General features: G+C 62.1%; 18 protein-coding genes. 12 read left to right on the forward strand and 6 right to left on the reverse strand.

What is annotated here, in order from left to right; translation table 11 throughout:
* Position 1: 1 nt before the first annotated feature.
* The 4 genes from N436_RS23815 (at position 2) to N436_RS23830 (ending at position 7,536) form a co-directional block, all read left to right on the forward strand.
* Complete coding sequence (locus tag N436_RS23815) at positions 2-3,181, forward strand: efflux RND transporter permease subunit (RefSeq protein WP_105947621.1); 3,180 nt, start codon at positions 2-4, stop codon at positions 3,179-3,181.
* Positions 3,178-4,593, forward strand: coding sequence for an efflux transporter outer membrane subunit (locus N436_RS23820; RefSeq protein WP_110742095.1), 1,416 nt, complete (start codon positions 3,178-3,180; stop codon positions 4,591-4,593). The genes N436_RS23815 and N436_RS23820 overlap by 4 nt, the downstream gene beginning before the upstream one ends.
* Before the next feature lie 190 nt (positions 4,594-4,783).
* On the forward strand, positions 4,784-5,839 hold the full coding sequence (locus N436_RS23825; protein ID WP_110742096.1) for a tetratricopeptide repeat protein: 1,056 nt from the start codon (positions 4,784-4,786) through the stop codon (positions 5,837-5,839).
* 80 nt (positions 5,840-5,919) lie between these two features.
* Entirely contained in the window at positions 5,920-7,536 is a 1,617-nt protein-coding gene (locus tag N436_RS23830) for a response regulator (RefSeq protein ID WP_110742097.1), read from the forward strand.
* Between the two features lie 6 nt (positions 7,537-7,542).
* Here N436_RS23830 and N436_RS23835 read toward each other — a convergent pair whose 3' ends face one another.
* Positions 7,543-9,606, reverse strand: a complete 2,064-nt coding sequence (locus tag N436_RS23835; RefSeq protein ID WP_110742098.1) for an ATP-binding protein — start codon at positions 9,604-9,606, stop codon at positions 7,543-7,545.
* A 194-nt stretch (positions 9,607-9,800) separates the two neighbouring features.
* Between N436_RS23835 and N436_RS23840 the strand changes: the two genes are divergently transcribed.
* On the forward strand, positions 9,801-10,487 hold the full coding sequence (locus N436_RS23840) for a type 1 glutamine amidotransferase domain-containing protein (RefSeq protein ID WP_105947616.1): 687 nt from the start codon (positions 9,801-9,803) through the stop codon (positions 10,485-10,487).
* Between the two features lie 133 nt (positions 10,488-10,620).
* Complete coding sequence (locus N436_RS23845) at positions 10,621-11,427, forward strand: CSS-motif domain-containing protein (RefSeq protein ID WP_105947615.1); 807 nt, start codon at positions 10,621-10,623, stop codon at positions 11,425-11,427.
* A 22-nt stretch (positions 11,428-11,449) separates the two neighbouring features.
* Here N436_RS23845 and hppD read toward each other — a convergent pair whose 3' ends face one another.
* Entirely contained in the window at positions 11,450-12,526 is a 1,077-nt protein-coding gene (gene hppD, locus N436_RS23850) for a 4-hydroxyphenylpyruvate dioxygenase (RefSeq protein ID WP_016714000.1), read from the reverse strand.
* Positions 12,527-12,825: 299 nt separating this feature from the next.
* On the opposite strand from hppD, the gene N436_RS23855 reads away from it, so the two are divergent.
* The gene (locus N436_RS23855; RefSeq protein ID WP_110742099.1) at positions 12,826-14,412 is read left to right on the forward strand and encodes an EAL domain-containing protein; all 1,587 of its coding nucleotides are present in this window, start codon (positions 12,826-12,828) and stop codon (positions 14,410-14,412) included.
* 33 nt (positions 14,413-14,445) lie between these two features.
* On the forward strand, positions 14,446-15,333 hold the full coding sequence (gene rarD / locus N436_RS23860) for an EamA family transporter RarD (protein WP_110742100.1): 888 nt from the start codon (positions 14,446-14,448) through the stop codon (positions 15,331-15,333).
* Here rarD and N436_RS23865 read toward each other — a convergent pair.
* Positions 15,296-16,867, reverse strand: a complete 1,572-nt coding sequence (locus N436_RS23865; RefSeq protein WP_105947613.1) for a TerC family protein — start codon at positions 16,865-16,867, stop codon at positions 15,296-15,298. The two genes, rarD and N436_RS23865, sit on opposite strands and share 38 nt — an antisense overlap.
* A gap of 270 nt (positions 16,868-17,137) precedes the next feature.
* On the opposite strand from N436_RS23865, the gene N436_RS23870 reads away from it, so the two are divergent.
* On the forward strand, positions 17,138-17,719 hold the full coding sequence (locus N436_RS23870; RefSeq protein WP_110742101.1) for a LysE family translocator: 582 nt from the start codon (positions 17,138-17,140) through the stop codon (positions 17,717-17,719).
* Here N436_RS23870 and N436_RS23875 read toward each other — a convergent pair.
* The 3 genes from N436_RS23875 to N436_RS23885 form a co-directional block, all read right to left on the reverse strand.
* Positions 17,712-18,500 (reverse strand): AraC family transcriptional regulator, encoded by a 789-nt coding sequence (locus tag N436_RS23875; protein ID WP_110742102.1) that lies wholly within the window; start codon positions 18,498-18,500, stop codon positions 17,712-17,714. The two genes, N436_RS23870 and N436_RS23875, sit on opposite strands and share 8 nt — an antisense overlap.
* Before the next feature lie 42 nt (positions 18,501-18,542).
* Complete coding sequence (locus N436_RS23880; protein ID WP_110742103.1) at positions 18,543-19,661, reverse strand: glycosyltransferase 61 family protein; 1,119 nt, start codon at positions 19,659-19,661, stop codon at positions 18,543-18,545.
* A gap of 73 nt (positions 19,662-19,734) precedes the next feature.
* A complete protein-coding gene (locus N436_RS23885; protein WP_105947609.1) occupies positions 19,735-20,889 on the reverse strand; it encodes a hypothetical protein in 1,155 nt (384 codons plus the stop codon).
* Positions 20,890-21,346: 457 nt separating this feature from the next.
* On the opposite strand from N436_RS23885, the gene N436_RS23895 reads away from it, so the two are divergent.
* The 3 genes from N436_RS23895 (at position 21,347) to N436_RS23905 (ending at position 24,789) form a co-directional block, all read left to right on the forward strand.
* On the forward strand, positions 21,347-22,966 hold the full coding sequence (locus tag N436_RS23895; protein WP_105947607.1) for an NADP-dependent glyceraldehyde-3-phosphate dehydrogenase: 1,620 nt from the start codon (positions 21,347-21,349) through the stop codon (positions 22,964-22,966).
* A 110-nt stretch (positions 22,967-23,076) separates the two neighbouring features.
* Positions 23,077-23,544, forward strand: coding sequence for a VOC family protein (locus N436_RS23900; protein ID WP_110742105.1), 468 nt, complete (start codon positions 23,077-23,079; stop codon positions 23,542-23,544).
* A 63-nt stretch (positions 23,545-23,607) separates the two neighbouring features.
* Positions 23,608-24,789, forward strand: coding sequence for a hypothetical protein (locus tag N436_RS23905; protein ID WP_110742106.1), 1,182 nt, complete (start codon positions 23,608-23,610; stop codon positions 24,787-24,789).
* Positions 24,790-24,818: the final 29 nt, after the last annotated feature.

Raw genomic sequence — 24,818 nt, forward strand, 5'->3', positions numbered from 1 at the left:
GATGAACTTCTCGAAATTCTTCATTACTCGGCCAATCTTCGCCGCGGTGCTGTCGCTGGTGCTGCTGATCGCGGGCTCCATCTCGCTGTTCCAGCTGCCGATCAGCGAATACCCCGAAGTGGTGCCACCCACCGTGGTGGTGCGCGCCAACTTCCCCGGTGCCAACCCCAAGGTCATCGGCGAAACCGTCGCCGCGCCGCTGGAGCAGGCCATTACCGGTGTGGAGAACATGCTGTACATGTCCTCCCAGTCCACCGCTGACGGCAAGCTGACGCTGACCATCACCTTCGCCCTGGGCACCGACCTGGACAACGCTCAGGTACAGGTGCAGAACCGCGTCACCCGCACCCAGCCCAAGCTGCCCGAGGAAGTGACCCGCATCGGTATCACCGTCGACAAGGCCTCGCCCGACCTGACCATGGTCGTGCACCTGACCTCGCCGGACAACCGCTACGACATGCTCTACCTGTCCAACTACGCCATCCTCAACATCAAGGACGAGCTGGCGCGCCTGGGCGGCGTGGGCGATGTGCAGCTGTTCGGCATGGGCGACTACTCGCTGCGCGTGTGGCTGGACCCGAACAAGACCGCTTCGCGCAACCTCACCGCCAGTGATGTGGTCGCTGCAATCCGCGAGCAGAACCGCCAGGTGGCCGCAGGCCAGCTGGGTGCACCGCCCGCCCCCGGCTCCACCAGCTTCCAGCTGTCGATCAACACCCAGGGCCGTCTGGTCAACGAGGAAGAGTTCGAAAACATCATCATCCGTGCCGGTGCCGATGGCGAAATCACACGCCTGAAGGACATCGCCCGGGTCGAACTCGGCTCCAGCCAGTACGCCCTGCGTTCGCTGCTGAACAACCAGCCGGCCGTGGCCATCCCGATCTTCCAGCGCCCCGGTTCCAACGCCATCGAGATCTCCGACGAAGTGCGGGCAAAAATGGCCGAGCTGAAGAAGGACTTCCCGGAAGGGATGGACTACAGCATCGTCTATGACCCGACCATCTTCGTGCGCGGTTCCATCGAAGCAGTGGTACACACCCTGTTCGAAGCACTGGTGCTGGTGGTACTGGTGGTGATCCTGTTCCTGCAAACCTGGCGTGCCTCGATCATCCCGCTGCTGGCTGTGCCGGTGTCGCTGATCGGTACCTTTGCAGTCATGCACCTGTTCGGCTTCTCGCTCAACGCCTTGTCACTCTTCGGCCTGGTGCTGGCCATCGGTATCGTGGTGGACGACGCCATCGTCGTGGTGGAAAACGTCGAGCGTAATATCGGGCTGGGCCTGAAACCGCTGGAAGCCACGCAAAAGGCCATGAGCGAAGTGACCGGGCCGATCATCGCCACGGCACTGGTGCTCTGCGCGGTGTTCGTGCCAGCGGCTTTCATCTCTGGCCTTACCGGGCAGTTCTACAAGCAGTTCGCCCTGACCATTGCCATTTCCACCGTGATTTCGGCCTTCAACTCGCTGACCCTGTCGCCGGCCCTGGCTGCCGTGCTGCTCAAGGACCACCACGCACCCAAGGACCGTTTCTCGCGCATCCTGGAAAAACTGCTGGGCAGCTGGCTGTTCGCGCCGTTCAACCGCTTCTTCGACCGCGCCTCCAACCGCTATGTCGGCGGTGTGCGCCGGGTCATCCGCTCCAGCGGCATCGCGCTGTTCGTGTACGCCGGCCTGATGGGCCTGACCTACCTGGGCTTCTCGTCCACCCCGACCGGTTTCGTGCCGGCCCAGGACAAGCAGTACCTGGTGGCCTTCGCCCAGCTGCCAGACGCGGCCAGCCTTGACCGCACCGAGGCGGTGATCAAGCGCATGAGCGAAATTGCCCTGAAGCAACCCGGTGTTGCCGACTCGGTAGCCTTCCCGGGCCTGTCGATCAACGGTTTCACCAACAGCCCGAACAGCGGCATCGTGTTCACCCCGCTCAAACCGTTCGATGAGCGCAAAGACCCGAGCCAGTCCGCGGCAGCCATCGCGGCTGCACTGAATGCCCAGTTCGCCGACATTCAAGATGCCTACATCGCCATCTTCCCACCGCCGCCGGTACAGGGCCTGGGCACGATTGGAGGTTTCCGCCTGCAAATCGAAGACCGTGGCAACCTGGGGTACGAAGCGCTGTACAAGGAAACCCAGAACATCATCGCCAAAAGCCACAACGTGCCGGAGCTGGCGGGCCTGTTCACCAGCTACCAGGTCAACGTGCCGCAAGTCGATGCGGCCATCGACCGGGAAAAGGCCAAAACCCACGGCGTGGCGATCACCGACATCTTCGACACCCTGCAGGTTTACCTGGGCTCGCTGTACACCAACGACTTCAACCGCTTTGGCCGCACCTACCAGGTCAACGTTCAGGCCGAGCAGCAGTTCCGCCTCGATGCCGAGCAGATCGGCCAGTTGAAGGTGCGTAACAACCTGGGCGAGATGATCCCGCTGGCGACCTTCCTCAAGGTCAGCGACACCTCCGGGCCGGACCGGGTCATGCACTACAACGGCTTCATCACCGCGGAAATCAACGGCGCAGCAGCCCCAGGCTACAGCTCTGGCCAGGCCGAAGCTGCGATCGAGAAACTGCTGAAAGAGGAACTGCCCAACGGCATGACCTTCGAGTGGACCGACCTGACCTACCAGCAGATCCTCTCGGGCAATACTGCACTGCTGGTGTTCCCGCTGTGCGTACTGCTGGCGTTCCTGGTACTGGCTGCCCAGTACGAAAGCTGGAGCCTGCCACTGGCGGTGATCCTGATCGTGCCGATGACCCTGCTGTCGGCTATTACCGGTGTGATCGTGTCGGGTGGCGACAACAACATCTTCACCCAGATCGGTTTGATCGTACTGGTGGGCCTGGCGTGCAAGAACGCGATCCTGATCGTCGAGTTCGCCAAGGATGAACAGGCCAAAGGCCTCGACCCGCTGGCTGCGGTGCTGGAAGCCTGCCGCCTGCGTCTGCGGCCGATCCTGATGACCTCGATCGCCTTCATCATGGGTGTGGTGCCACTGGTGTTCAGCTCCGGTGCAGGTTCCGAAATGCGCCATGCCATGGGTGTGGCAGTGTTCTCGGGGATGATCGGCGTGACCGTGTTCGGCCTGTTCCTGACCCCGGTGTTCTTCTTCCTGATTCGCCGTTTCGTCGAGCGTCGCCAGGCCCGCAAGGCCGAACACGTTCAAGTGCTGGAGAACCATGCATGAACCTGCTCAAACCCCTGACCCCAAGCCTGCTGGCACTGGCCCTCGCGGCCTGTGCGGTAGGCCCGGACTACCAGGCCCCGGCCACCGAACCTGCGCAGCTGAACAGCGACGTACAGGCCAAGGCCTACGACCGTAGCCGCTTCGAAAGCCTGTGGTGGAAGCAGTTCGATGACCCGGTGCTGAACCAGCTGGTGCAGGCCTCGCTCGACGGCAACCGTGATTTGCGCGTGGCCTTCGCCCGTTTGAAATCGGCCCGCTCGATCCGTGAAGACGCCGAGAACGATCAGTTCCCGGTGGTCACCAGCCGCGCCAGCAGCGACATTGGCAAGGGCCAGATCCCCGGCCAGACCACGCAGCGGGTGAACAGCGAGCGCTATGACCTGGGCCTGGACATGGCCTGGGAGCTTGACCTGTTCGGCCGCATCCAGCGCCAGATCGAGGCCAGCGAAGCCCAGGAAGCGGCAGCCGCCGCCGACTTGCAGCAGTTGCAGGTCAGCCTGATCGCCGAGCTGGTTGATGCCTACGGGCAGCTACGCGGCGCCCAGTTGCGCGAGAAGATCGCCCTGGCCAACCTCAAGACCCAGCAGGAATCGCGGACCATTACCGAAACCCTGCGCGATGCCGGTGTGGGCAACGACCTGGACGTGGTGCGTGCCGATGCACGTCTGGCCGGGGTCGAGGCCACTGTGCCGCAACTGCAAGCTGAACAGGCGCGGGCGCGTCATCGCATTGCCACCCTGCTCGGCCAGCGCCCAGAGGCACTCAGCGTAGACCTGTCGCCCAAGGCCCTGCCGGCCATCGCCAAGGCGTTGCCGGTAGGCGATCCGGGCGAACTGCTGCGCCGCCGCCCGGATATCCGCAGCGCTGAACGCCAACTGGCGGCCGCCACCGCCAACGTAGGCGTGGCCACGGCAGACCTGTTCCCCCGCGTCAGCCTCAGCGGCTTCCTGGGCTTTACCGCCGCGCGTGGCTCGCAGATAGGCTCCTCGGCCGCCAATGCCTGGGCACTGGGCCCAAGCATTACCTGGGCGGCCTTCGACCTGGGCAGCGTGCGGGCCCGCCTGCGCGGCGCCAAGGCCGATGCCGAAGGGGCACTGGCCAATTACGAGCAGCAGGTATTGCTGGCCCTGGAAGAGTCGGCCAATGCCTTCAGCGACTACGACAAGACCCAGCAGCGGCTGCTGTCGCTGATGCGTCAGAGCGATGCCAGCCGCAAGGCGGCAGAGTTGGCCTCGATCCGCTATCGCGAAGGGACGGTCGACTACCTGGTGCTGCTCGATGCCGAGCGTGAGCGGCTGAGCGCAGAAGATGCGCAGGCCCAGGGCGAAGTCGAGCTGTACCGCGGCATTGTCTCGATCTACAAGGCCCTGGGCGGCGGCTGGCAACCGGAAACCGTGGCCAGCGCACACTGATACACCCCGCTTGAACGACTCCTTTGGTTGGCTCCTCCCCCAACCGTTTGCCCCGCAGGTCTTGGTCCGCGGGGCTTTTTTATGGCAAAAGAAAGCGGGGCTGCTGCGCAGCCCCAAACTAAGGTGGCTCGGTTGCATTTACCCCCCAGCTGGCCCAAGCTCTGCCCTTCCCGCCGCCACGGACCGTCCGATGCCCAGACGCAACCGCTACCTGATCGCCCTGCTGTTGTTGATCCTGGTATCGGCCCTGTTCGGCTACCTGTGGCGCGACACCCCGCCAGCCGCACCGACCCTGCCGGCACACAGCTACGCCAAGGCACTGCGCCAGGCCCACGATGGCCAGCCCGGTGCGGCACGGGTGCTGTACCAGCAATTGCAACGTAACGACTTGCCCGCCATCCGGCGTGCGGCACTGTACGCCGAGTTGCCCAACTACCCCTCGCCCCAGGCATTGAAGCTCGCCCGCCAGGACCTGGAGCATGCCGACCCACTGGTGCGCCGAGCGGCCATTGCCGGTATCCGCCGCCTGTTACCGGCGGCGCAGCGCAGCCTGGTGCTCGGCCCGCTGCTGGACGATGACGAGCAAAGCGTGCGTTTTGCTGCCGTGGATGCCCTGCTGGGCCTCGACCCCGACGCCATTGGCCTGTACTTCGGCCCGCTGCAAGCAGCCCTCGAGCAATACCAGCAAGCGCTGGAGCAACAGCCCGAGGATGCCGATGCCCAAGTGCACCTGGCGCGCCTTTATCTGCACGAAAACGACTACACCCAGGCCGCCACAGCCCTGCAACGAGCGCTGGCGGTCGCCCCCGGCAACCTTGACGCCTTGGCCACTCAGGTACGCCTGCTCGAGCGCCAGGGGCATCACGATGCCTCCCGCCAGGTGCTGGGCCAAGCCTTGGCGCTAAGCCCCGACTCGTCCTTTCTGCAGTACGAGCTAGGGCTTTGGCTGAACCGCCACGAACAGCGCGAATATGCCTTGCTGGCCCTGTCCCGCGCCGTCGAGCTGGAGCCGGACAACGCCGACTACCGCTATACCCTGGCCGTTACCCTGCATGAGCTGGGGCAACTCGACGCCGCACAGAAGCAACTGGAAACCGTGCTCAATCGCCAGCCAGCCAACCGCCGGGCGCGGGTGCTGCTGATTCAGTACTGGAAGGAGTCCGGCCAGTTGCAGAACGTGCAGGTGCTGCTGGCCGAGCTGGAGCGGCAAAACCCTGACGACCCCGTGCTGCAACAGGGCTTGTAGGTAAACGACTGACTTTTGTTGAACCCCGGGCCTGTGCCCAGGGTCCAGTGGATATCAGGTCACCCTACAGGAGAGTCGTGTTGGCCAATTCATTGGCGCTGGACGAACGGGCCTTGATCCTGGCACCCCCGACGCTGGCGGCGGATACCTCGCGGCTACTCGCCTCCGCCGGCATCGATAGCCTGTGCGCGGTCGACCTGGCCAACCTGCAGGCGCGCCTGGCCGAAGGTGCAGGGTTGGCAATCATCGCCGAACAAGCGTTCAGCCAAGGCCCGAGCGCATCGCTGCAGGCCTTCATCGACCAACAACCGAGCTGGTCGGATTTGCCTATCGTACTGGTCACCCAGGGCGCCTGGTCGTCCACCGGCGTTAGCAACCATCCGGTGGGCAACCTGGTATTGCTGGTGGCACCCTTTGAAAACGCCCAGCTGTTGCACATGACCCAGTCCGCCCTGCGCAATCGGCGCAGGCAGTACCTCACACGCGACCAGTTGCACGGCCTGCAGCAACGCCTGGACACCCGAAGTTCGCCGCCAGACGACGAACCGGAACACGGCGAGTTCGCCCGCTACCAGGCACGCAAGATGGAAGCCATCGGCCAACTGGCCGGGGGCGTTGCCCACGATTTCAACAACCTGCTCACCAGCATTGGCGGCAGCTTTGAACTGATCGACCGACGCCTGCGACAGGGGCGCAGCGACGGGCTGGACGGGGTGCTGCGCATGGGTCACGAGGCTGTATCACGCGCCGCGCGTCTGACCCATCGACTGCTGGCCTTTTCTTCCCGGCAGTCGCTGCACAGCCAACGCATAGACCTGCATGCCCTGCTACAGGCAGAGCGCCTTAAAGCCCGCCTGACTCCCTCAGTATCCCTGCAAGTACACATGACCAAAGGCCTTTGGGCCGTGGAGGCTGATGACCAGCAGCTGCACGAAGCCCTGGACAACCTGACGCTCAATGCCTGCGAGGCCATGCCCAGCGGCGGCCTGTTGCGCATCGAAGCAAGCAACCTGCACGTCACCTCTGGCCAGTTCGCCAGCGGCGCCCTGGCCAATGGCGATTACGTGCGGCTGCGCATCATCGACGACGGCCAAGGCATGGCGCAAAGCACACTGGAACATGCCTTTGAACCGTTCTTCAGTACCAAGGCAATCGGCCAAGGCATCGGCCTTGGCCTATCGATGGTGTACGGGTTCAGCAAGCAGTCTCATGGGCATGTGACCCTGCATAGCCAGATCGGCCAAGGTACTCAGGTAGACCTTTACCTGCCGCGTCATACCGGCCCGGCCAGACAATCGCGTCAGCCGGCACAACCTGTGCACCCTGACGGCGGCCGACATGTACTGGTCGTCGAGGACGACCCACATGTGCGCCAGTTGCTGTGCCAAACGCTGCGCGATGAGGGGCTCACCTGCCACAGCGCCGCCAACGCCAACGAGGGACTGAAGGTGCTGCGCTCGGCACAAACGGTAAATTTACTGATCAGCGATGTCGGCTTACCCGGCATGAACGGCCGGCAACTGGCCGAGATTGCCCGCAGCCTGCACCCACACTTGCCGGTGCTGTTCATCACCGGGTACGCGGAAACGGCCATGGCCCGCGAGGGTTTCCTGGGGGCGGGCATGCATTTGATCTGCAAGCCGTTCGAACTGAAGCAACTGCAGGCTCAAGTGTCGCAAATTCTTGGCAAGCCGTGATGCGCACTACGCATCAAGCATGCACAGTGCCTTGTCAGCAAGCTCTGCCAACAGGAACGGCTTGTTCATCAACGCGGTGCCCGGTTGATCGAGCAATTGCGCTTCGATGGGCTGGTCCGCATAACCGGTAATGAACAGGATTTTCTGTTGCGCAATCTGCATGCGCATGGCCCTGGCCACTTGCCGGCCACTGAAACCGCCAGGCAAGCCGATATCGGTGATCACCAGGTCGAAGGGGCCAGCATGGCGGAAGCGTTCCAGGGCAGTATTCGCATCGCCTGCTACCGTCACGTCGAAACCACGCTCGGCCAGGTACTCATGCATGACCGCGCGCAAATTCACCTCGTCATCCACCAGCAGCAGGCGTTCGCCCCGGGCCACGCGCTGCGAAGGCGGCGCGGGCTTTGGCTCTTCCGGAACGCGCTCATGGCACCTTGGGAAAAGCATGGAAACCTTGGTGCCCTGCTCCGGGACAGACTCGATCCAGACATACCCGCCCGATTGGCTGACAAAACCATACACCATCGACAACCCCAGCCCGGCCCCACGCCCGACGGGTTTGGTGGTGAAGAACGGTTCAAAGGCCCTGGCGATGTCCGCTGCCGACATGCCATGGCCGTCATCCTCGACATACAAGGCTACGTAGTCGCCAGGTGGCAGGCCCCGCGCATCCGGAAAAGCACTGGTCAACCGCTTGTTGACCGTACGCAACGTGACACTGCCCTGCGTCTGGCACGCTTCCCGGGCGTTGGTGCATAGGTTGATCAAGGCATTTTCAAGCTCACGAACGTCCAGGTTCACCGCCCACGGCACTACATCCAGCTGCCAGTGCAAGCCAACCTCCGCGCCCAACGTCTTCAGCAGCAATGGCTCGCAAAGGCGTAGTTGCCGATTGAAGTCCAGCGGCCGGGTGGCCAAGGGTTGAAGGCGAGAGAGCGCCAGCAGGCGGTGAGTCAGTTCCATGGCGCGTTGCACCGACTCGCGCGCTACTTCCACGTAGGCATCCACCCGCTCCAGGCGTCCCTCCCGCAGGCGCCGTTGCAACAACTCAAGGCTGCCGCCGACCCCGGACAGCAGGTTATTCATTTCGTGGCCCATACCCCCCGCCAACTGGCCGACCACCTGCATACGCTCGCTGTTGCGCATCAGCGCCTTGGACTGCCGTACAGCCTCTTCACGGTCTGCGGTGATGTCCCGGCCAACCGCGGTCAGCAGCCTGCCATCAAACCGCGCGCTCCAGCGAAACCAGTGGTAATGACCATCACGGTGCCGCAGGCGGGTCTCGATCTGTTCCGTGTTGCTGTCTTGCAGCAGCCCGGACACTGCCAGCTGCACGTCGGCGCGATCAGCCGGGTGCACCAGCTCCAGCACCGGCATATCCTGCACCTGCTCTTGGGTCCAGCCCAGAATGCGGTACCAGGCCGGGTTGACGGCATGCAGTTGCAGTTCCGCAGTCACCGTCATCATCGCGTCGCGCGACAGTTGCCACAACTGTTCGCGCTCAGCCACATGGCGCTCGACCTGCTGCTCAAACCCCAGCGCCTGCGCGCGCCAATGGTGGTGCGCCTCGACACTGGCCGTCGTTTCGATCACCGTATGCAGAAAACCCGCCACATTGCCCAGCTCATCATGCAAGGGTGCAAAACCGAACGCGCACCATATCGGCTCCTCGCCTGCGATGCCGGGAACACTCAGGGGGGGATCCTCGACAAAACTCGAGCGCCCCTCCAGCGCCTGGAACACCTGGGATCCCACTGCCGGCCAGACATCGTGCCACAGCCTATCGAACGCTATACCCAAGGCGTCCGGAACTGCCCGCAGCATCCTGTAACCTTCGTTGTGCACCACACAAAGGTCAGCCCCCCAGACCACGGCACAAGGGAACGGTGACAAATGCATCATGTCGACGGCAATACGCAACGAAGCCGGCCAGCGCGGCAATGGCCCGAGCGAAGTACGCCCCCAGTCGAACCGTGCAATCCGCTGCGCCATCAACTCGACCGGCTGCGAAACAGGCGGCTGCAGCATGACCGGCTGCGAAGGCCCGCGTGGCGTACTGTTTGCGACCAATATCGTGACTCCAGCAATGCTCCGGGTTGGCCACGGTGCTACCTGAACAGACAGGGTCACCCGTGGAATCTGTTCACGTTAGCACAGCACGCACCACGTACCATGGCGCACTTGCAGGGGGCAGCTATGCTGATTAGGTTTTCCCTTGGGCCAGGGAGCACCGGCCTATCCAGGTTGCCGACAGGAGCACGGTCATGAGCAAGAAAATGCTGGTAGTGCTGACCAATACAGCCAAATACCCAACCCTCAAGCGGGCGACCGGGTTGTGGCTGGGAGAGGCCGTGCACTTTGTCGAGAAGGTCGAAAAGGCCGGCTACACGGTCGATTATGTCAGCCCACAGGGCGGCTACGTGCCCATCGACCCGCACAGCCTGCAGATGGCCCCGGAGCTGGACTGGCAATGGTATGACGACAAGCGCTTCATGACGCGCCTGGGCACCACCTTGAGCCCCGGTCAGGTAAAGGCCGACGAATACGGCGTCATCTACTACACCGGTGGGCATGGCGTGATGTACGACTTTGTCGATAACCCGCCACTGCAGGAGCTGGCACGCAAGGTCTACGAAAAAGGCGGCATTGTAGCGGCGGTCTGCCACGGCGTGGTTGGCCTGCTGAACATCAAGCTCAGCGACAACTGCCTGTTGCTCAAAGGCCGTAAAGTAACCGGTTTCTCCAATATCGAGGAAAAAATCGTTGAGCTGGACACCGTGGTGCCTTTCCTGACGGAAAACGAGATGATTGGCCGCGGCGGCGATTACAGCAAGCATGATGATCCGTGGATGCCATACGTGGTCGAGGATGGTCGATTGATCACAGGGCAGAACCCGGCCTCGACCGCCCTGCTCGCCGAGCACGTACTGGCGAAACTCAATGCGAGCTAAAGCCTGACATCAACCTTGTAGTTTTCCTCTGCCGCACACTGCACAAGGACTACAGCCGATCGGCCATTGAATGCATAGGCTCAGGGTTCAGTTGTTCACCCCGAACAGCTTCGGCCCGGAGAGCGATTGCCCTATGTTGAAAATCCTGAACGCAGGATACCGCCTGCGGGAGCTGCTGCTGCTCATCACGGTGGGCCTTGTACCTGTGATTTCCGGTTTGCTGGTGATGATTGTTCAGCTGGAGATGAAGCTTTCGGAAAACGCCGCCATCTCCGTTCAGGAGGCAGTGTTCAGCATTGACCAGGCGCTGAACCGGATGCATGAAGCTGCCCAGCGCGCCCTGCCGCTTGCAGGCAAGCCCTGCGAAAAGGTCAAAGGCATTTTACAGGACCAGGTTGTGAGCCGCTCCGTGCTCAGGTCGCTGACCCTGGTAGATGACAGCGAAGCCTACTGCAGCAGCGCCTCGGACTCACTGGAGTACTTGTCATCTTTCGCGTTGTCCGGCCAACAGGTCGAACTGTCTCATGGGCAACCCGATAGCCGCCCCAAACTGCTGGTCAATTTCTACCTGCAAGGCAAAGGGGTAGGCGTAATCGTGACCGCGTATGCCATTCAGTTGCGCAACGAACTGGATGGTTTCCAGGATGGGCTGACACTGCTACTGGAGTTCGATGACCGCTATATCTGGAGCAATGGCGATAGCCGTGACGCACAACGCCCATCGCAGTCCGAGTTCCTGGCGCATGCCTTCTCGGCCAGGTACGGGTACCGGGTTAAAGGCGGTTATGCGCAGGGATTCACCGCTCAGGAAATCCGCCAGTCCATGCTGCAGATCCTGCCGTCGCTGGTGCTGGTAGGGATCGTGACGGGGTCGATCGTTTATCTGGCCTTGCTCAGGGCACGCGCCCACGGGCGTAAAAGCGCCGCCGCGCGTGCATGACGGCGGCGGCGCCCCGGACGCATCAATCGGTGCTCAGCACACCACGGCGTACCTGGTCACGTTCGATGGATTCGAACAACGCCTTGAAGTTGCCTTCACCAAAGCCATCGTCACCCTTGCGCTGGATGAACTCGAAGAACACCGGACCAAGCAGGGTTTCCGAGAAGATCTGCAGCAGCAGGCGCTTGTCTTCGGGCTGCGAAGCGCCATCGAGCAGGATGCCACGCGCTTGCAGCTGATCCACCGGCTCGCCGTGGCCAGGCAGGCGCTCTTCGAGCATTTCGTAATAGGTTTGCGGTGGCGCCGTCATGAAGCGCATGCCGAAGCCCTTCAGGGCGTCCCAGGTCTTGAGCAGGTCGTCGGTGAGGAAGGCGACGTGCTGGATGCCTTCACCGTTGAACTGCATCAGGAACTCTTCGATCTGCCCGGCACCCTTGGACGACTCTTCGTTGAGCGGGATGCGGATCATGCCATCGGGCGCAGTCATGGCCTTGGACGTCAAGCCGGTGTACTCACCCTTGATATCGAAGTAGCGGATCTCACGGAAGTTGAACAGTTTCTCGTAGAAGCCGGCCCAGTAAGCCATGCGCCCGCGGTAAACGTTATGGGTGAGATGGTCGATGATTTTAAGGCCGGCACCTACCGGATTGCGATCCACGCCTTCGATAAAGTTGAAGTCGATGTCGTAGATCGAACTGCCTTCGTCGAAGCGGTCGATCAGGTACAACGGCGCACCACCAATGCCTTTGATTGCCGGCAGGCGCAACTCCATCGGGCCGGTTTCGATTTCTACCGGCTGGGCACCCAGCTCCAGGGCGCGGGCATAGGCTTCATGGGCATTGCGCACGCGGAACGCCATGCCGCACACCGAAGGGCCGTGTTCAGCCGCGAAGTACGAGGCGATGCTCTTGGGTTCGTTGTTCAGGATCAGGTTGATGCCACCCTGGCGATACAGGTGCACATCCTTGGAGCGGTGGGTAGCCACCTTGGTGAAACCCAGTATCTGGAAGACCGGCTCGAGTACGCCTGGCGTAGGCGAAGCCAGCTCAATGAACTCGAAGCCCATCAGGCCCATTGGATTGTCGAAGATATCAGCCATGTTCGTGTCCTCATCTGCAGCGAAAAATTATTGATTGCGTGGGATGTGGAACAGAAACGGCGGTGAGCACGGGATGCCCCGCACGCTGCGGGCGAGGAAGTCACCTATGATCAGCTTGAACCCATGGTATGTCATATGGACCCATTCTCGGCGGGCTTGATCCTTCGGAGTTGAAGGACCTTATTGTTGTATTCGTAAACGGATTCTACATTGCGTAAAATGGTTTGTCGCGTTTTAGTTGGTCGTGAGCACCGACAAACGGCTATTCTCTCGTTATCTCTCATCGTAGCCAGGTCAGCATGCCCCTTACCGTAAAACGCCGCGCCGCATTCAGCTGGCGTACCCTGTTGCCCTGGGGCGTCGGTGTGCTGCCAGTGGTGTGCGGCCTGGCCGTCATGAACTGGCAGGTCGAGCGCGAGATGCAGGCCAGCAGCCAGGCCACCACCCGCCAGGCGGTGGAGCACGTCGAACGCATCCTCGACAACCTGTCCAGTGCTGCCAATGCATTGCTGCCCCTGGCTGGCAGCCCCTGCGATCAGGCCCAGCTCACGCTGCGTGCCCAGGTTACCCGCAACGCCTTCGTGCGCTCGACCAACCTGTTCAGGCACAACAACCTGTATTGCACCTCGCTGTTCGGCGAGTTCGACGAACCGGTCAACGCCAGTGACTATATCGACGGCAAACTGTGGCTGATGGACGGCAACTCGGTCACCCCGGGGCACGCGCTGCTGGTGTACCGTGCCAGCGAGGGCGACAAAGGGGCAATCACCACGGTGGATGGCGACCACCTGCTAACGGCACTGCGCCTGATCGGCCCTGACGAAGACTTGCAAATCCGTGTGGGCGATGCCTGGATGGGCAAGGACGGTGTCGTGCACAAAGGCGTACCACCTGCCGCCGCCAGCGCCAACGTGCTGCTGGGTTCGACCCGTTACCCCTTCAGCGTGCAGGGTGGCTACAGCACCGGCAAACAGGGCCAACTGTTACGCAGCCACTACCCTGCCCTTATCAGCTTGCTGCTGGTGCTGGGTGCCGTGGCGGCGCTGGTATGCCGCTGGCAGATTCGCCGGGCCACCTCACCCCGCGCCGAGCTGGACCGGGCGCTGCAGGCCGACGAGTTTCTGCCGTATTTCCAGCCTGTGGTGCGCAAGGGCGACTACCGCTGGGCCGGTGCCGAAGTGCTGATGCGCTGGAACCATCCGCGCGAGGGCCTGGTAAGGCCCGACCTGTTCATCCCTTATGCCGAGCACAGCGGGCAGATCGTCGCCATGACCCGGGCGCTGATGATGCATACCGCGCAAAGCCTGGCGCCCTATGCGGGGTTGCTGGAGGACGGTTTCCATATCGGTGTCAACATCACCGCCGATCATTGCCGCGACCTCAGCCTGCTGGACGACTGCCGCACCTTCCTGCAGCACTTTCCGCCGGGCCGGGTGGTGCTGACCCTGGAACTGACCGAGCGCAAACTCATCGAGCCTACCCCGGTGACCCTGGAACTGTTCGAAAAGCTCCACGCCATGGGCGTGATGATTGCCCTCGACGACTTCGGCACCGGCCAGTCGAGCCTCAACTACCTGCGCCAGTTCCAGGTCGACTACCTGAAGATCGACCAGAGCTTTGTCGCCATGATCGGCGGCGATGCGCTGTCTGTGCACATTCTGGAAAGCATCATCGACCTGTCGGCCAAGCTGGGCCTGGGTATCGTGGCCGAAGGTGTGGAAACGAACACCCAGCGCGACTACCTGGCCCACCATGGGGTGGACTTCCAGCAGGGCTACCTGTTTGCCAGGCCCATGCCGGCCGCCCAGTTCCTGGAGGCACTGGCCACACGCCCGGGCGCTGCGCAGTTGCCGCAAGGCGCGGCCCCTGAGATCATGCGCGGCTGATCCACCCGCTCAACTCCCCTATTCGAGGCACTCGTGTCAAAAGGCATCGTTTCATCGGTCATGGCGTCCTGTCTGTTCGCTGTGATGTACTTCTATACCTCGCTGCTCACGCCCCTGGATGGCGAAGAGATCTTTGGCTGGCGCACCCTGCTGACGCTGCCCTGCCTCACCTTGTTCATGCTGGTCTCGAAAGACTGGAAACGCGTGGGCGAGCTGCTGGCCCGGGTAAAGCGCACGCCTGTGCTGTTGCTGGGCATGGTCGGTACCTCGTGGCTGATGGGCGTACAGTTGTGGCTGTTCCTCTGGGCACCCTTGCATGGGCGCAGCCTGGAAGTGTCGATGGGCTATTTCCTGCTGCCACTGGCCATGGTCCTGACCGGGCGGCTGGTGTACGGCGAGCGTCTGTCACGCCTGCAAAAGGTGGCCGTGGCCTGTGCCGCACTGGGCGTGGGCCACGAGCTGTACCAAAACGGCAGTTTTGCCTGGGAAACCCTGTTGGTGACGATCGGCTACCCGATCTATTTCGTGCTGCGCCGACGCTGCCGCACCGACCACCTGGGCGGCCTGTGGTGCGACATGTGCCTGCTGCTACCATGGGCGTTGTACTTCGTTATCCAAGGCCCGCTTTCCAGCGCTGACCTGCTAGCCCACCCTGGGCTGTATGCGTTGATCCCGATCCTTGGGGCGATCAGCGCCTCGGCCCTGATCGCCTACGTGCTGGCCAGCCGGATGCTGCCATTCAGCCTGTTCGGCCTGCTCAGCTACGTCGAGCCCGTACTGCTGGTAGGCGTGGCGTTGCTGTTGGGCGAAACCATCGGCCCGGATCAGTGGCTGACCTACCTGCCGATCTGGGCCGCGGTGCTGGTGCTGGTGCTTGAGGGTTTCAAGCACCTGCTGCGTCAACGTCGCCGTTCGGTGTAAGCCGAACCTGGCGCACCCGCCGCTCTTCCACCGCCTCCACGGTCAGCGTCCAGCCATTCCAGGCCAGGCGGTCACCCACCATCGGCAGGCGGTCGAGCAGGCTCATCACCAGGCCCGCGAGGGTCTGGTAGTCCTCGGTAGCACGGGCACTGAAGCCGGTACGCGCCTGGACCTGGCTCAGGTTCAGTGCACCACTGACCACGAAGCCCTCGCCCTCCTGGACGATGCCGGGGCCTTCAACCTCGCTGGCATCCGGCAGTTCACCGGCAATCGACTCAAGGATGTCGGTCATGGTCAGCAGGCCGGTGAAGTCACCGAACTCGTTGACCACGAAGGCGATGTGGGTCGACTGGCCACGCATCTGCTCCAGGGCGTTGAGAATGCTGAAGCTCTCCAGCAAATTCAGCGGCACACGCGCCATGCCTTCCAGGTCCGGCTGGCTGCCCGACAGCAGCTCCTTGAGCAATTCCTTCTTGTGCACGAAGCCTAGAGGCTCGTCGACACGGCCATTGCGGATCAGCGGCAGGCGCGAGTACGGCGAGTTGGCCAGGGCCTGGGTAATGGCATCGGCGGGTTGCGCCAGGTCGATCATGTCGACCTCGGCACGGGCGGTCATCACCGTACGGATAGGCCGCTCGGCCAGGTTCAGCACGCCACTGATCATCACCCGCTCACGGCGGTCGAACAGCACCTGCTCCTCACCACCCTCGACCAGGTCGGCGATTTCCTCACCCACTTCGTCAGCCTCGACACGGCGGCCACCCAGCAGGCGCAGCACGGCATGGGCAGTGCGTTCACGCAACGGCCGGTGCTGCTGCAAGCTGCGCTTGCGGCGGGCACGGGCCAGCTGGTTGAACAGCTCGATAAGGATCGAGAAGCCGATGGCCGCGTACAGGTAGCCTTTCGGGATATGGAAGCCCAGGCCTTCGGCGGTCAGGCTGAAACCGATCATCATCAGGAAGCCCAGGCACAGCATGATGACTGTGGGGTGGGCGTTGACAAAGCGGGTCAGCGGTTTGCTGGCAACGATCATGATACCGATCGAGAAGATCACGGCGATCATCATCACCGACAGATGCTCGACCATGCCCACAGCGGTAATGACCGCGTCCAGGGAGAACACCGCGTCAAGCACCACGATCTGCGCCACGATCGGCCAGAACGCAGCATGCCGTACCGCGCCACTGGCCTGGGTTACATGGCCCTCAAGGCGTTCATGCAGTTCCATGGTGGCCTTGAACAGCAGGAACACACCACCGAACAGCATGATCAGGTCCCGACCGGAGAAGCTCTTGTCGAACACCTCGAACAGCGGCGCGGTGAGGGTGACCATCCACGAGATACTGGCCAACAGGCCCAGACGCATGATCAATGCCAGGCTCAGGCCAATCACCCGCGCGCGGTCACGCTGATGCGGCGGCAGTTTGTCTGCCAGGATGGCGATGAACACCAGGTTGTCGATACCCAGCACCAGCTCAAGGACGATAAGCGTCAACAGGCCTAGCCAGGCCGTGGGATCGGCTAGCCATTCCATTAGCGGGTACTCACAGGGGAAGCGTCACGAGGACGGGGGAAGGATGGCCAGAAAGGCCGAAAACCGGGGGGCTCCGCGAAGGTGCTCATATAGACCTTGTTAACAAATTGGGAAAATGATCCTACAAGCAGCACTGGTTTCTGTGATAGCGCAAAACTATTACAAAACCTGTATCAGGTGCGGGGCGGCATTTAGGGGGTACTTTTCTTCAATACCCTCGACAGCCAAGGGCTGAAAATCACGGCTCCTTCCAGCCACCGGATCTTTCTCATGAGCCTGTCCCTGTCCATGGCCGCCTTCGCACTGGCGGCGTCGATTTCCCCCGGCCCGGTCAACATCATTGCCCTGAGCAGCGGCGCCAACCATGGCTTACGCGCCAGCCTGGCACATGTGGCCGGCGCCACGCTGGGCTTCTGCCTGTTGCTGGTGCTGGTCGGGCTGGGCCTGCATCAACTGTTGCTGCGCTGGCCGCTACTGGGCCTGCTGTTGCACTGGGGCGGGGTAGCGTTTCTGCTGTACATGGCGTGGAAACTGGCCCGCGACAACGGCCGGCTGACCGGCACACACTCGACAACAGCGCCTTCAGCCTGGCACGGCGCGGCGATGCAATGGTTAAACCCCAAGGCTTGGCTGGCGGCAGTGGCCGGGGTCGGCGCTTACACGGGGGGTGAACAGCACCTGCTGTGGCTCTTTGCCTGGATTTATGGCCCGATCTGTTTTGTTTCGGTTGCGTGTTGGGCATGGGCCGGGAGCATGATTCGCCAGTATCTGGGCAACCCACGGCACGTGCGCTTGCTCAATCGAGGGTTGGCGGTGTTGCTGGTGGGCAGCGCTGTCTACCTGGTTATCTGACGCCAGTGGCATTGCGGTAATGCCCCGGCGTTGCCGCCAGATGCTGCTTGAAGGCCCGCTGCAGGTGCGCCTGGTCGGCAAACCCGGCCTCCTGAGCCACCTCGGCAATTGCCCGCCCCTGGCGCAACTGCGCCCGGGCCAACTGTACGCGCTGATCGAGCAGGTAGCCATGCGGCGTCAGCCCGAAGCGCTGGCCAAATGCACGAATCAGGTAGGAGCGTGACAGGCCGCAGGCGGTGCAGATGTCCTCCAGGCTCAGCGGATCGCTACGATGGGCACGTATGAAGGCTGCCGCCGCGTCCAGCCGCGGGTTGCCTGCTTCACCCGTGCCAGTCTCACCCGAGAGAAAACCCGGCAATGCGCAAAACAGGGTCGCCAGGCGCGCCTCCCTGTCAGGCACGCTGGCGTCGAACAGGTCGGCAAAGGCCTGCATCAAACGTTGGTACAACGCAGGCGAGCTACTCCAGGTTTGCGTCGGCAAGGTGAAACCCAGCGCCTGTAACCAGGGCACGTCGACGAACAGCATCAGGTAGGACCAAGGCTCGCCATCGATGGGGTTGCACGTATGCACCACGCCCGGGTTCATCAGCACCGTGGTGCCGGCCCCCACCTCAATGCGCAGGCCCCCGTTCAGGTAAGTGCTGCGCCCACCGGTGATCACACCGATGGAAAAGCTCTCGTGGGAATGTGCGGCATAACACACCTGCCGCCCGTCCCCTACCCGCCGGGCTTCGACAAAGGGCAACGCAGGGTCACGCCAGAACCGTGATACCTCGATCATCCCCTCGCCCACACGTTGCTCAGATGCCCCGATACTACACGGTTATCGCGCAAACAGATCGAGCGTGCGTTCCACTTCACCGATATCGATCCTGAAACCATCGCCCTCCGGTATCCCCACCACAAAGCCGAACTGCTGGTGGTCGCGGTCCGTCAGGTATTTGTAGTAGCTGACAAACCGGTTGGGCGGCTGCAAGGTCAGCAGGCTACCGCCAGGCTGCAACACATTCACGCCATGCACCAGCTGGCTACCCTCCACGCCAATGACCACTTTTGCCCCGGCACAGGCTGCAACAATACTCGGGACATCAGACTTCAGCGGGTTGACCACGCGAAAACCACGGGTAACCCGCAGATGCTCGGCAAGCTCCAGCTCATTGCGCAGCAGGCGCAGGTCGCCGTCGCCGCCCCTCAGCAGGAACACGCCTGGGTGTGGGGCGTGCGGCACATGCGACAGCAGCTTGTCCCCCATGGCCCGGTAGCGGGCGTGACGGCTACGGTTGTTGCTCTGGTCGTCGAACAGCACCAGCTCACGGAAAAACGCACTGCGCAGGCGCAGCGGCTTCATGTCCAGCCAGTCTTCATAGGCAGGGGCCTGGGTAAACAACGGATATTTGGCCGAGGGGGCGGTGGTCACGGGGATGCCTTCGTTACAGGCCAGCGCATAGGTCGGGCAATCTTCCATCAGCCAGGTGCCGAACCAGGAATTGCCGTTTTGCGTGCAATAAATGGCTGCACGGTCAATTTCGTTGTCCACGATGATGGCCGGAAAGGTGCTGGGTTTCAGTGACAGCCAATGGCTGGCCTTGCCCTTGTACAACGCACCATCGACCAACCACACATTCTTGATCAGGTAGCCCCGGGTTGGCCCTTGCAGCGTACTGATGCCGCCCTCCATGGTGCGCGCAGGGTGTACGTAGGGGTAAAAACGCTTGCCCTCCCAGCCCGTCACCCGCTCCAGCTGGCCGGGCAGGTAGATGGCCGGTGGCGACACCGTGGTCTCGCCCGGCGCAATGTCCCAGCTCCTGGTAGCCACACTCTTGAGGTCAATGGCCGTGTTCTTGCCCAGGCGTTTGCGCGCCATGTAGCGGTAGGCCGCCAGTGTCCAGGTGTGCTGCTTGGCTGCGGGCGATGGACTGAACTGCGAGATGTCGCTTCCCATGAAGCGTCCTCCCTTGGTAACGAAATCAGAAACCGGGCGCAGCGCGCCCTCTCTACGCATCCCTGGCTAACACTCAGTTGGACATCACCCTTTCCATCGCGGGAGGGGATTGCAGGTTGGCATACCGGCTGCGCAATGCTTCCACAAACGGTTCGCCCGCACCGTTGCCGCCATACAGGTAAATCTTGTGCAGCCCGCCAAACACCATTTCGTGGTAGCGGCTGGCAAATTCTTCTTCACTCGGCCCCTCGGGCAACCCCAGGTGCAACGTGAGCTTGTCGCCTTCGACCGCGAACATCGGCGTGTCCCACAAAAACTTCGCCGTGCCGGCCTTGGGCAAGCGAACGAACAGGTAGGCATGGTTGCCCAACGAGTCGATATCGCCGCCACGCCGGCGCTTCCACTTCAACAGCCCGTCATCTGGCCGCGCCAGGCACAGGCCAATGTCGTAATAATCGAAGCCCTGTTCCAGCGCCCACTCAAGGGCCATGAACGTGGTAATGGAGTTCACTTCACGCAATTTTTTGGCATCGGAAAACACCGCTTCGCAATAACCAAAGCGCAAGGTGCTCCAGTAGCGCTTGCCGCCGCGCACCACTTCACATCCCAAATGGCAGCCGATTACCTCATCGCCCAAGGTAATCAGGTCGAGCCGGCCAACGCTCTTGGCAATCCGGAACACTTCGTCGGTGGGGAACTGTGCCGCATGAATGCCTTGCCTGGCCGTGGCATAGGGGCGAAGCAGGTCCCGGTCAGCCATGGCGATCTCGTCGTCCGAGAGGGTTTGGCGCATCTGGTAAAGCGGGCGGTTCTTGCGGATGCTGCGGCGCAGTTCGCTGTCGTACCGGGCCGTGATGTCTTCCAGCGGGCGCCCCAGCGGCACCACGGCACTCAGGTAATGCGGCACCGACAACGCGCCTGAGGTGGGCATTTCGCTGATCACCACAACATGGTTGGCCGCCGCAGTCGCGCTTGCACCCTCCACGATCGACGCACTGCCCTGGCCCTTTCCGCCAATCAGCAGTTTGGCCATTTCCCGTTGCTGCTTGCGCCCTATGTAGAGGATTTCGTACGGGCTTTCCTGCTGCATCCGGAACCTGGCAACTTCCCAACGCCAGAAACAGGCACGCGCCAACACTTCACGCACCTTGCTGGCCAGCAGCCTCATTTCGTAGCGCATGGAGGGCGACAGGAATTTTCGCGCCACAGCCGTCAAGGTCTCTTTCATTTCTTCTTCGACGTCCTTTGAAGTGCTCTATGGTCTATCGGAAAAAGAGAAAAAATCAGCAAAAATACCTAACGTCTTGATTTTTATAGTATGAACTTAAACTTCTTTATCACATTCAGTAACAATTTAAGATGCCTGCAAACGCTTTGGCAAGCGGCTCCCCGCTAACTTTAGATCAAGTTTCATGGCGTCAAAATTCCTGCATGAAGTCCATACCCGACAAGCACTTTGCTATAACCGTGCCCGGTGCGCGCCGATGCAATTATCACTTCGCTATCAATTGATAACCCTTGATGCCGTCTTTGCATAACAGCCCTTGAATCCGAAGGCGGCCTGTCGACAAGCACGAGGGGCCATGTTGAGCCAGACTGGTGTTTTTTCGGCAGCCGGTGCATGCTCGTAGCTGAAGCGATTCACCCGGCTTGAAACCCGCCCCGCCAAGTGAGGTGCAGTACCCATGGACCGTCTGCTCGATTCACTCTTCCCCAACGCCGATAGCATTCCGCAAATCTGGCGCCTGGAAGCCCCCCTGGAACAACGTGATTACCTGGTGAACGGCGAGCTCAGGCGCTGGGACGGCCCCCTGGCCACGGTACGCAGCCCGGTCTGGCTCAAGGAAGGCGGCGAAGAACGCCAAGTGGTGCTGGGCAGCGCCCCACTGCTTGATGCCGACACCGCCCTTACCGCGCTCGACGCCGCCGTTCAGGCCTACGACAAAGGCCGCGGTGCCTGGCCGAACATGCGTGTGGCCGAGCGTATCCAGCACGTCGAAACCTTCCTGGCACGCATGCGCGAGCAGCGCCAGGCCGTGGTCAAGTTGCTGATGTGGGAGATCGGCAAAAACCTCAAGGACTCTGAAAAGGAATTCGACCGCACCTGCGACTACATCGTCGACACCATCAACGCCCTCAAGGACCTCGACCGCCGCTCCAGCCGCTTCGAGCTTGAACAAGGCACGCTGGGCCAGATCCGCCGGGCGCCGCTGGGTGTCGCCCTGTGCATGGGGCCCTACAACTACCCGCTCAACGAAACCTTCACCACGCTGATCCCCGCGCTGATCATGGGCAATACCGTGGTATTCAAGCCCGCCAAGTTCGGTGTGCTGTTGATCCGCCCACTGCTCGAAGCCTTCCGTGACAGCTTCCCGCCCGGGGTGATCAACGTCATCTATGGTCGAGGCCGGGAAACCGTGAGCGCGCTGATGGCCAGCGGCAACGTCGATGTGTTCGCCTTCATCGGTACACACAAGGCCGCCAGCGACCTGAAAAAGCTGCACCCACGCCCTCACCGCCTGCGCGCCGCGCTGGGGCTGGATGCCAAGAACCCGGGTATCGTGCTGCCCCAGGTCGACCTCGACAACGCCGTAGAAGAAGCGGTCACCGGTGCGCTGTCGTTCAACGGCCAGCGCTGCACGGCACTGAAGATCCTGTTTGTCCACGAGGATGTGGTCGACGCCTTCCTCGACAAGTTCCAGCGCAAACTGGCCGCGCTCAAACCCGGCATGCCGTGGGAGCCCGGTGTAGCACTGACACCGCTGCCCGAGCCTGGCAAGGTCGACTACCTCGACGGCCTGGTCGCCGATGCCACTGCCAAGGGCGCACGCGTGCTCAACGAAGGTGGCGGGCAGAGCCGCGGCTCATTCTTCTACCCGGCCTTGCTGTACCCGGTTAACCACGAAATGCGCGTGTACCACGAAGAGCAATTCGGCCCCCTGGTGCCCGTAGTGCCCTATCGCGACCTGCAAACCGTGATCGACTACGTACTGGACTCCGATTACGGCCAGCAACTGAGCCTGTTCGGCAACGACCCGGCTACCATCGGCAGCCTGGTCGACACCTTCGCCAACCAGGTCGGGCGCATCAACATCAATGCGCAGTGCCAACGTGGCCCGGACACCTACCCGTTCAACGGCCGCAAGAACAGCGCCGAAGGCACCCTGTCGGTGCATGATGCCTTGCGTGTGTTCTCCATCCGCACCCTGGTCGCCACCCGCTTCCAGGAGGCCAACAAGGAGCTGATCAGCGAAATCATCCGCAACCGCCAGTCGAGCTTCCTGACCACCGACTACATCTTCTGACGGCCGCGCTTATAGGAAATCGATCTAGCGCCATTGTCGATTTTCCCTCTGTGCAAACGACTCTAAGCAACAGGGCGCCCTCCGGCGCCCACTGCGAAGGAGAGTCGAACATGGCAGCCAAACCCATCCCCGAAGGCCAGCACAGCCTTACCCCGTACCTGGCCATCAACGATGCCGCCAAGGCCATCGAGTTCTACAAGCAGGCCTTTGGTGCCGTCGAAATGTTCCGCCTCGATGCGCCAGGTGGCCGTGTGGGCCATGCCGAGCTGAAAATCGGTGATTCGTCGCTGATGCTGGGCGACCCCTGCGACATGGAGGGCGGCCTTACCGCCAGCCAGAAACTCAGCGGCGCAAGCGTGGGCCTGCACCTGTATGTCGAAGACTGCGACAAGGTCTACGCCCAAGCATTGGCGGCCGGCGGCACCCAGTTGCATCCGTTGACCGACCAGTTCTACGGCGACCGCAGCGGCACCCTGAAAGACCCGTTCGGCAACATCTGGTTCGTCTCCACCCACAAGGAGGACCTCACTCCGGACGAAATTCGTGCCCGTGCCGCGAAGATGTTTGGCGGCAACTGAGCGGCAAGTTGAAAGCGGCGCGACTTTGCTTGAAGCTTGGGGCTCGTAGCTTGGAGCTGCTTCATGCGAATCATCGACAAATCCGCCGCCCAGGTGCGCAGCCTGACCCCCGCCGAAGAAGAGTTGCTGGTCGGGTTTGCCACCGGCAGCCTTGGCGGCCCGCGCCTGTTGCAGGCCAACCAGCTGCTGATGAAAGTGCGCAATGCAAACCAGTGGCTGGCCTGTGACTGCCGCAACGACGCCTTGCCGGTGCTCAATGTCACCCTTAACGGCAGTACCGGCACCCTGTTTCTCAAGAACAACCCGGGCACGGCAGAACACGCGCCCGGCTGCCCGTTCACCAAGGACGAGCGGGAGGCAGCCGAGCGTGAAAACGACCCTGCCCCACCTGCGGCCTGGCTGCCACCCGACACGCCGCTGCGCCTGATCGGCGACTTCCGCAGCGCCACCAGCACTGCCAGCGGCGAAGGCAACGACCGCCGGGAACAACAGCGCCTGCTGTCGCTGCTGCTGACCTGGATCGAAACCAGCGGCCTCAACCTGTATGCCACCCACCTGAAAAAGGACCTGACCACCCAGTTTGCCGAACTGCGCAGCGTGGCCAGCCGCTACCCGCTGCTGGAGCGGGTGCCCGCCAGCAATTACCTGGAAACCCGCCTGGACATGAAGCACATGATGATGCTCAAGTCCCGCCTGCGCGAAGCTTCGGTGTTCGGCAACCACCGCCGCCACGGCTTGCTGCTGGACTGTGTCGACCAGATCAAAGGGCGCAAGCTGTTCAACAACCGTAATGAAGACGGCTTCGACTTCCAGGGGCATCACCTATATTGGGGCGGTAGCCGTACCACCGGGCCGCTACTGGCGCTGATGATCTACTCACCGACCAGCGCCGGCAGCCATTTCTATGAGCTGATCCATGTGGCCAGCGTACCGGTACTGTCCCGCGCCCACCTGTTCCCGGTGTACCGCGACGAAGAGCGCGAGCCGCTCAAGGCGCTGGTGTCGTTGATTGACTGGATGGCCAGCAAAGGTGTGAAAGTGCAAATGCGCCGGCCGGTGATCGGCGGGCAGGTCATGGATGAACTGGTGCTGACCTCCGACCAGGACCGGGTGTTGTCCGTGTCGTTGCTGGAACAGCCGATCGGGCCTGAGCCGGATGCCGAGAATTTCAAGCGTTATGCCGACTTCAAGAGCCTGGAAACCTTCCGCAAGTTCGTTGCCGGTTTCTTCATGCGCGAGCGCTGAAATCCCAGGGCCGCTTCGCGGCCCATCGC

Origin of the sequence: Pseudomonas sp. RV120224-01b (assembly GCF_003208145.1) — a bacterium.
Classification (GTDB): Bacteria; Pseudomonadota; Gammaproteobacteria; order Pseudomonadales; family Pseudomonadaceae; genus Aquipseudomonas; species Aquipseudomonas monteilii.

Bases quoted from the DNA above. Each gene is read 5' to 3' on its own strand.
- N436_RS23815 (WP_105947621.1), top strand. From the start codon at position 2: ATGAACTTCTCGAAATTCTTCATTACTCGGCCAATCTTCGCCGCGGTG.
- N436_RS23820 (WP_110742095.1), top strand. From the start codon at position 3,178: ATGAACCTGCTCAAACCCCTGACCCCAAGCCTGCTGGCACTGGCCCTC.
- N436_RS23825 (WP_110742096.1), top strand. From the start codon at position 4,784: ATGCCCAGACGCAACCGCTACCTGATCGCCCTGCTGTTGTTGATCCTG.
- N436_RS23840 (WP_105947616.1), top strand. From the start codon at position 9,801: ATGAGCAAGAAAATGCTGGTAGTGCTGACCAATACAGCCAAATACCCA.
- N436_RS23845 (WP_105947615.1), top strand. From the start codon at position 10,621: ATGTTGAAAATCCTGAACGCAGGATACCGCCTGCGGGAGCTGCTGCTG.
- hppD (WP_016714000.1), bottom strand. From the start codon at position 12,526: ATGGCTGATATCTTCGACAATCCAATGGGCCTGATGGGCTTCGAGTTC.
- N436_RS23855 (WP_110742099.1), top strand. From the start codon at position 12,826: ATGCCCCTTACCGTAAAACGCCGCGCCGCATTCAGCTGGCGTACCCTG.
- N436_RS23865 (WP_105947613.1), bottom strand. From the start codon at position 16,867: ATGGAATGGCTAGCCGATCCCACGGCCTGGCTAGGCCTGTTGACGCTT.
- N436_RS23870 (WP_110742101.1), top strand. From the start codon at position 17,138: ATGAGCCTGTCCCTGTCCATGGCCGCCTTCGCACTGGCGGCGTCGATT.
- N436_RS23875 (WP_110742102.1), bottom strand. From the start codon at position 18,500: ATGATCGAGGTATCACGGTTCTGGCGTGACCCTGCGTTGCCCTTTGTC.
- N436_RS23880 (WP_110742103.1), bottom strand. From the start codon at position 19,661: ATGGGAAGCGACATCTCGCAGTTCAGTCCATCGCCCGCAGCCAAGCAG.
- N436_RS23885 (WP_105947609.1), bottom strand. From the start codon at position 20,889: ATGAAAGAGACCTTGACGGCTGTGGCGCGAAAATTCCTGTCGCCCTCC.
- N436_RS23895 (WP_105947607.1), top strand. From the start codon at position 21,347: ATGGACCGTCTGCTCGATTCACTCTTCCCCAACGCCGATAGCATTCCG.
- N436_RS23900 (WP_110742105.1), top strand. From the start codon at position 23,077: ATGGCAGCCAAACCCATCCCCGAAGGCCAGCACAGCCTTACCCCGTAC.
- N436_RS23905 (WP_110742106.1), top strand. From the start codon at position 23,608: ATGCGAATCATCGACAAATCCGCCGCCCAGGTGCGCAGCCTGACCCCC.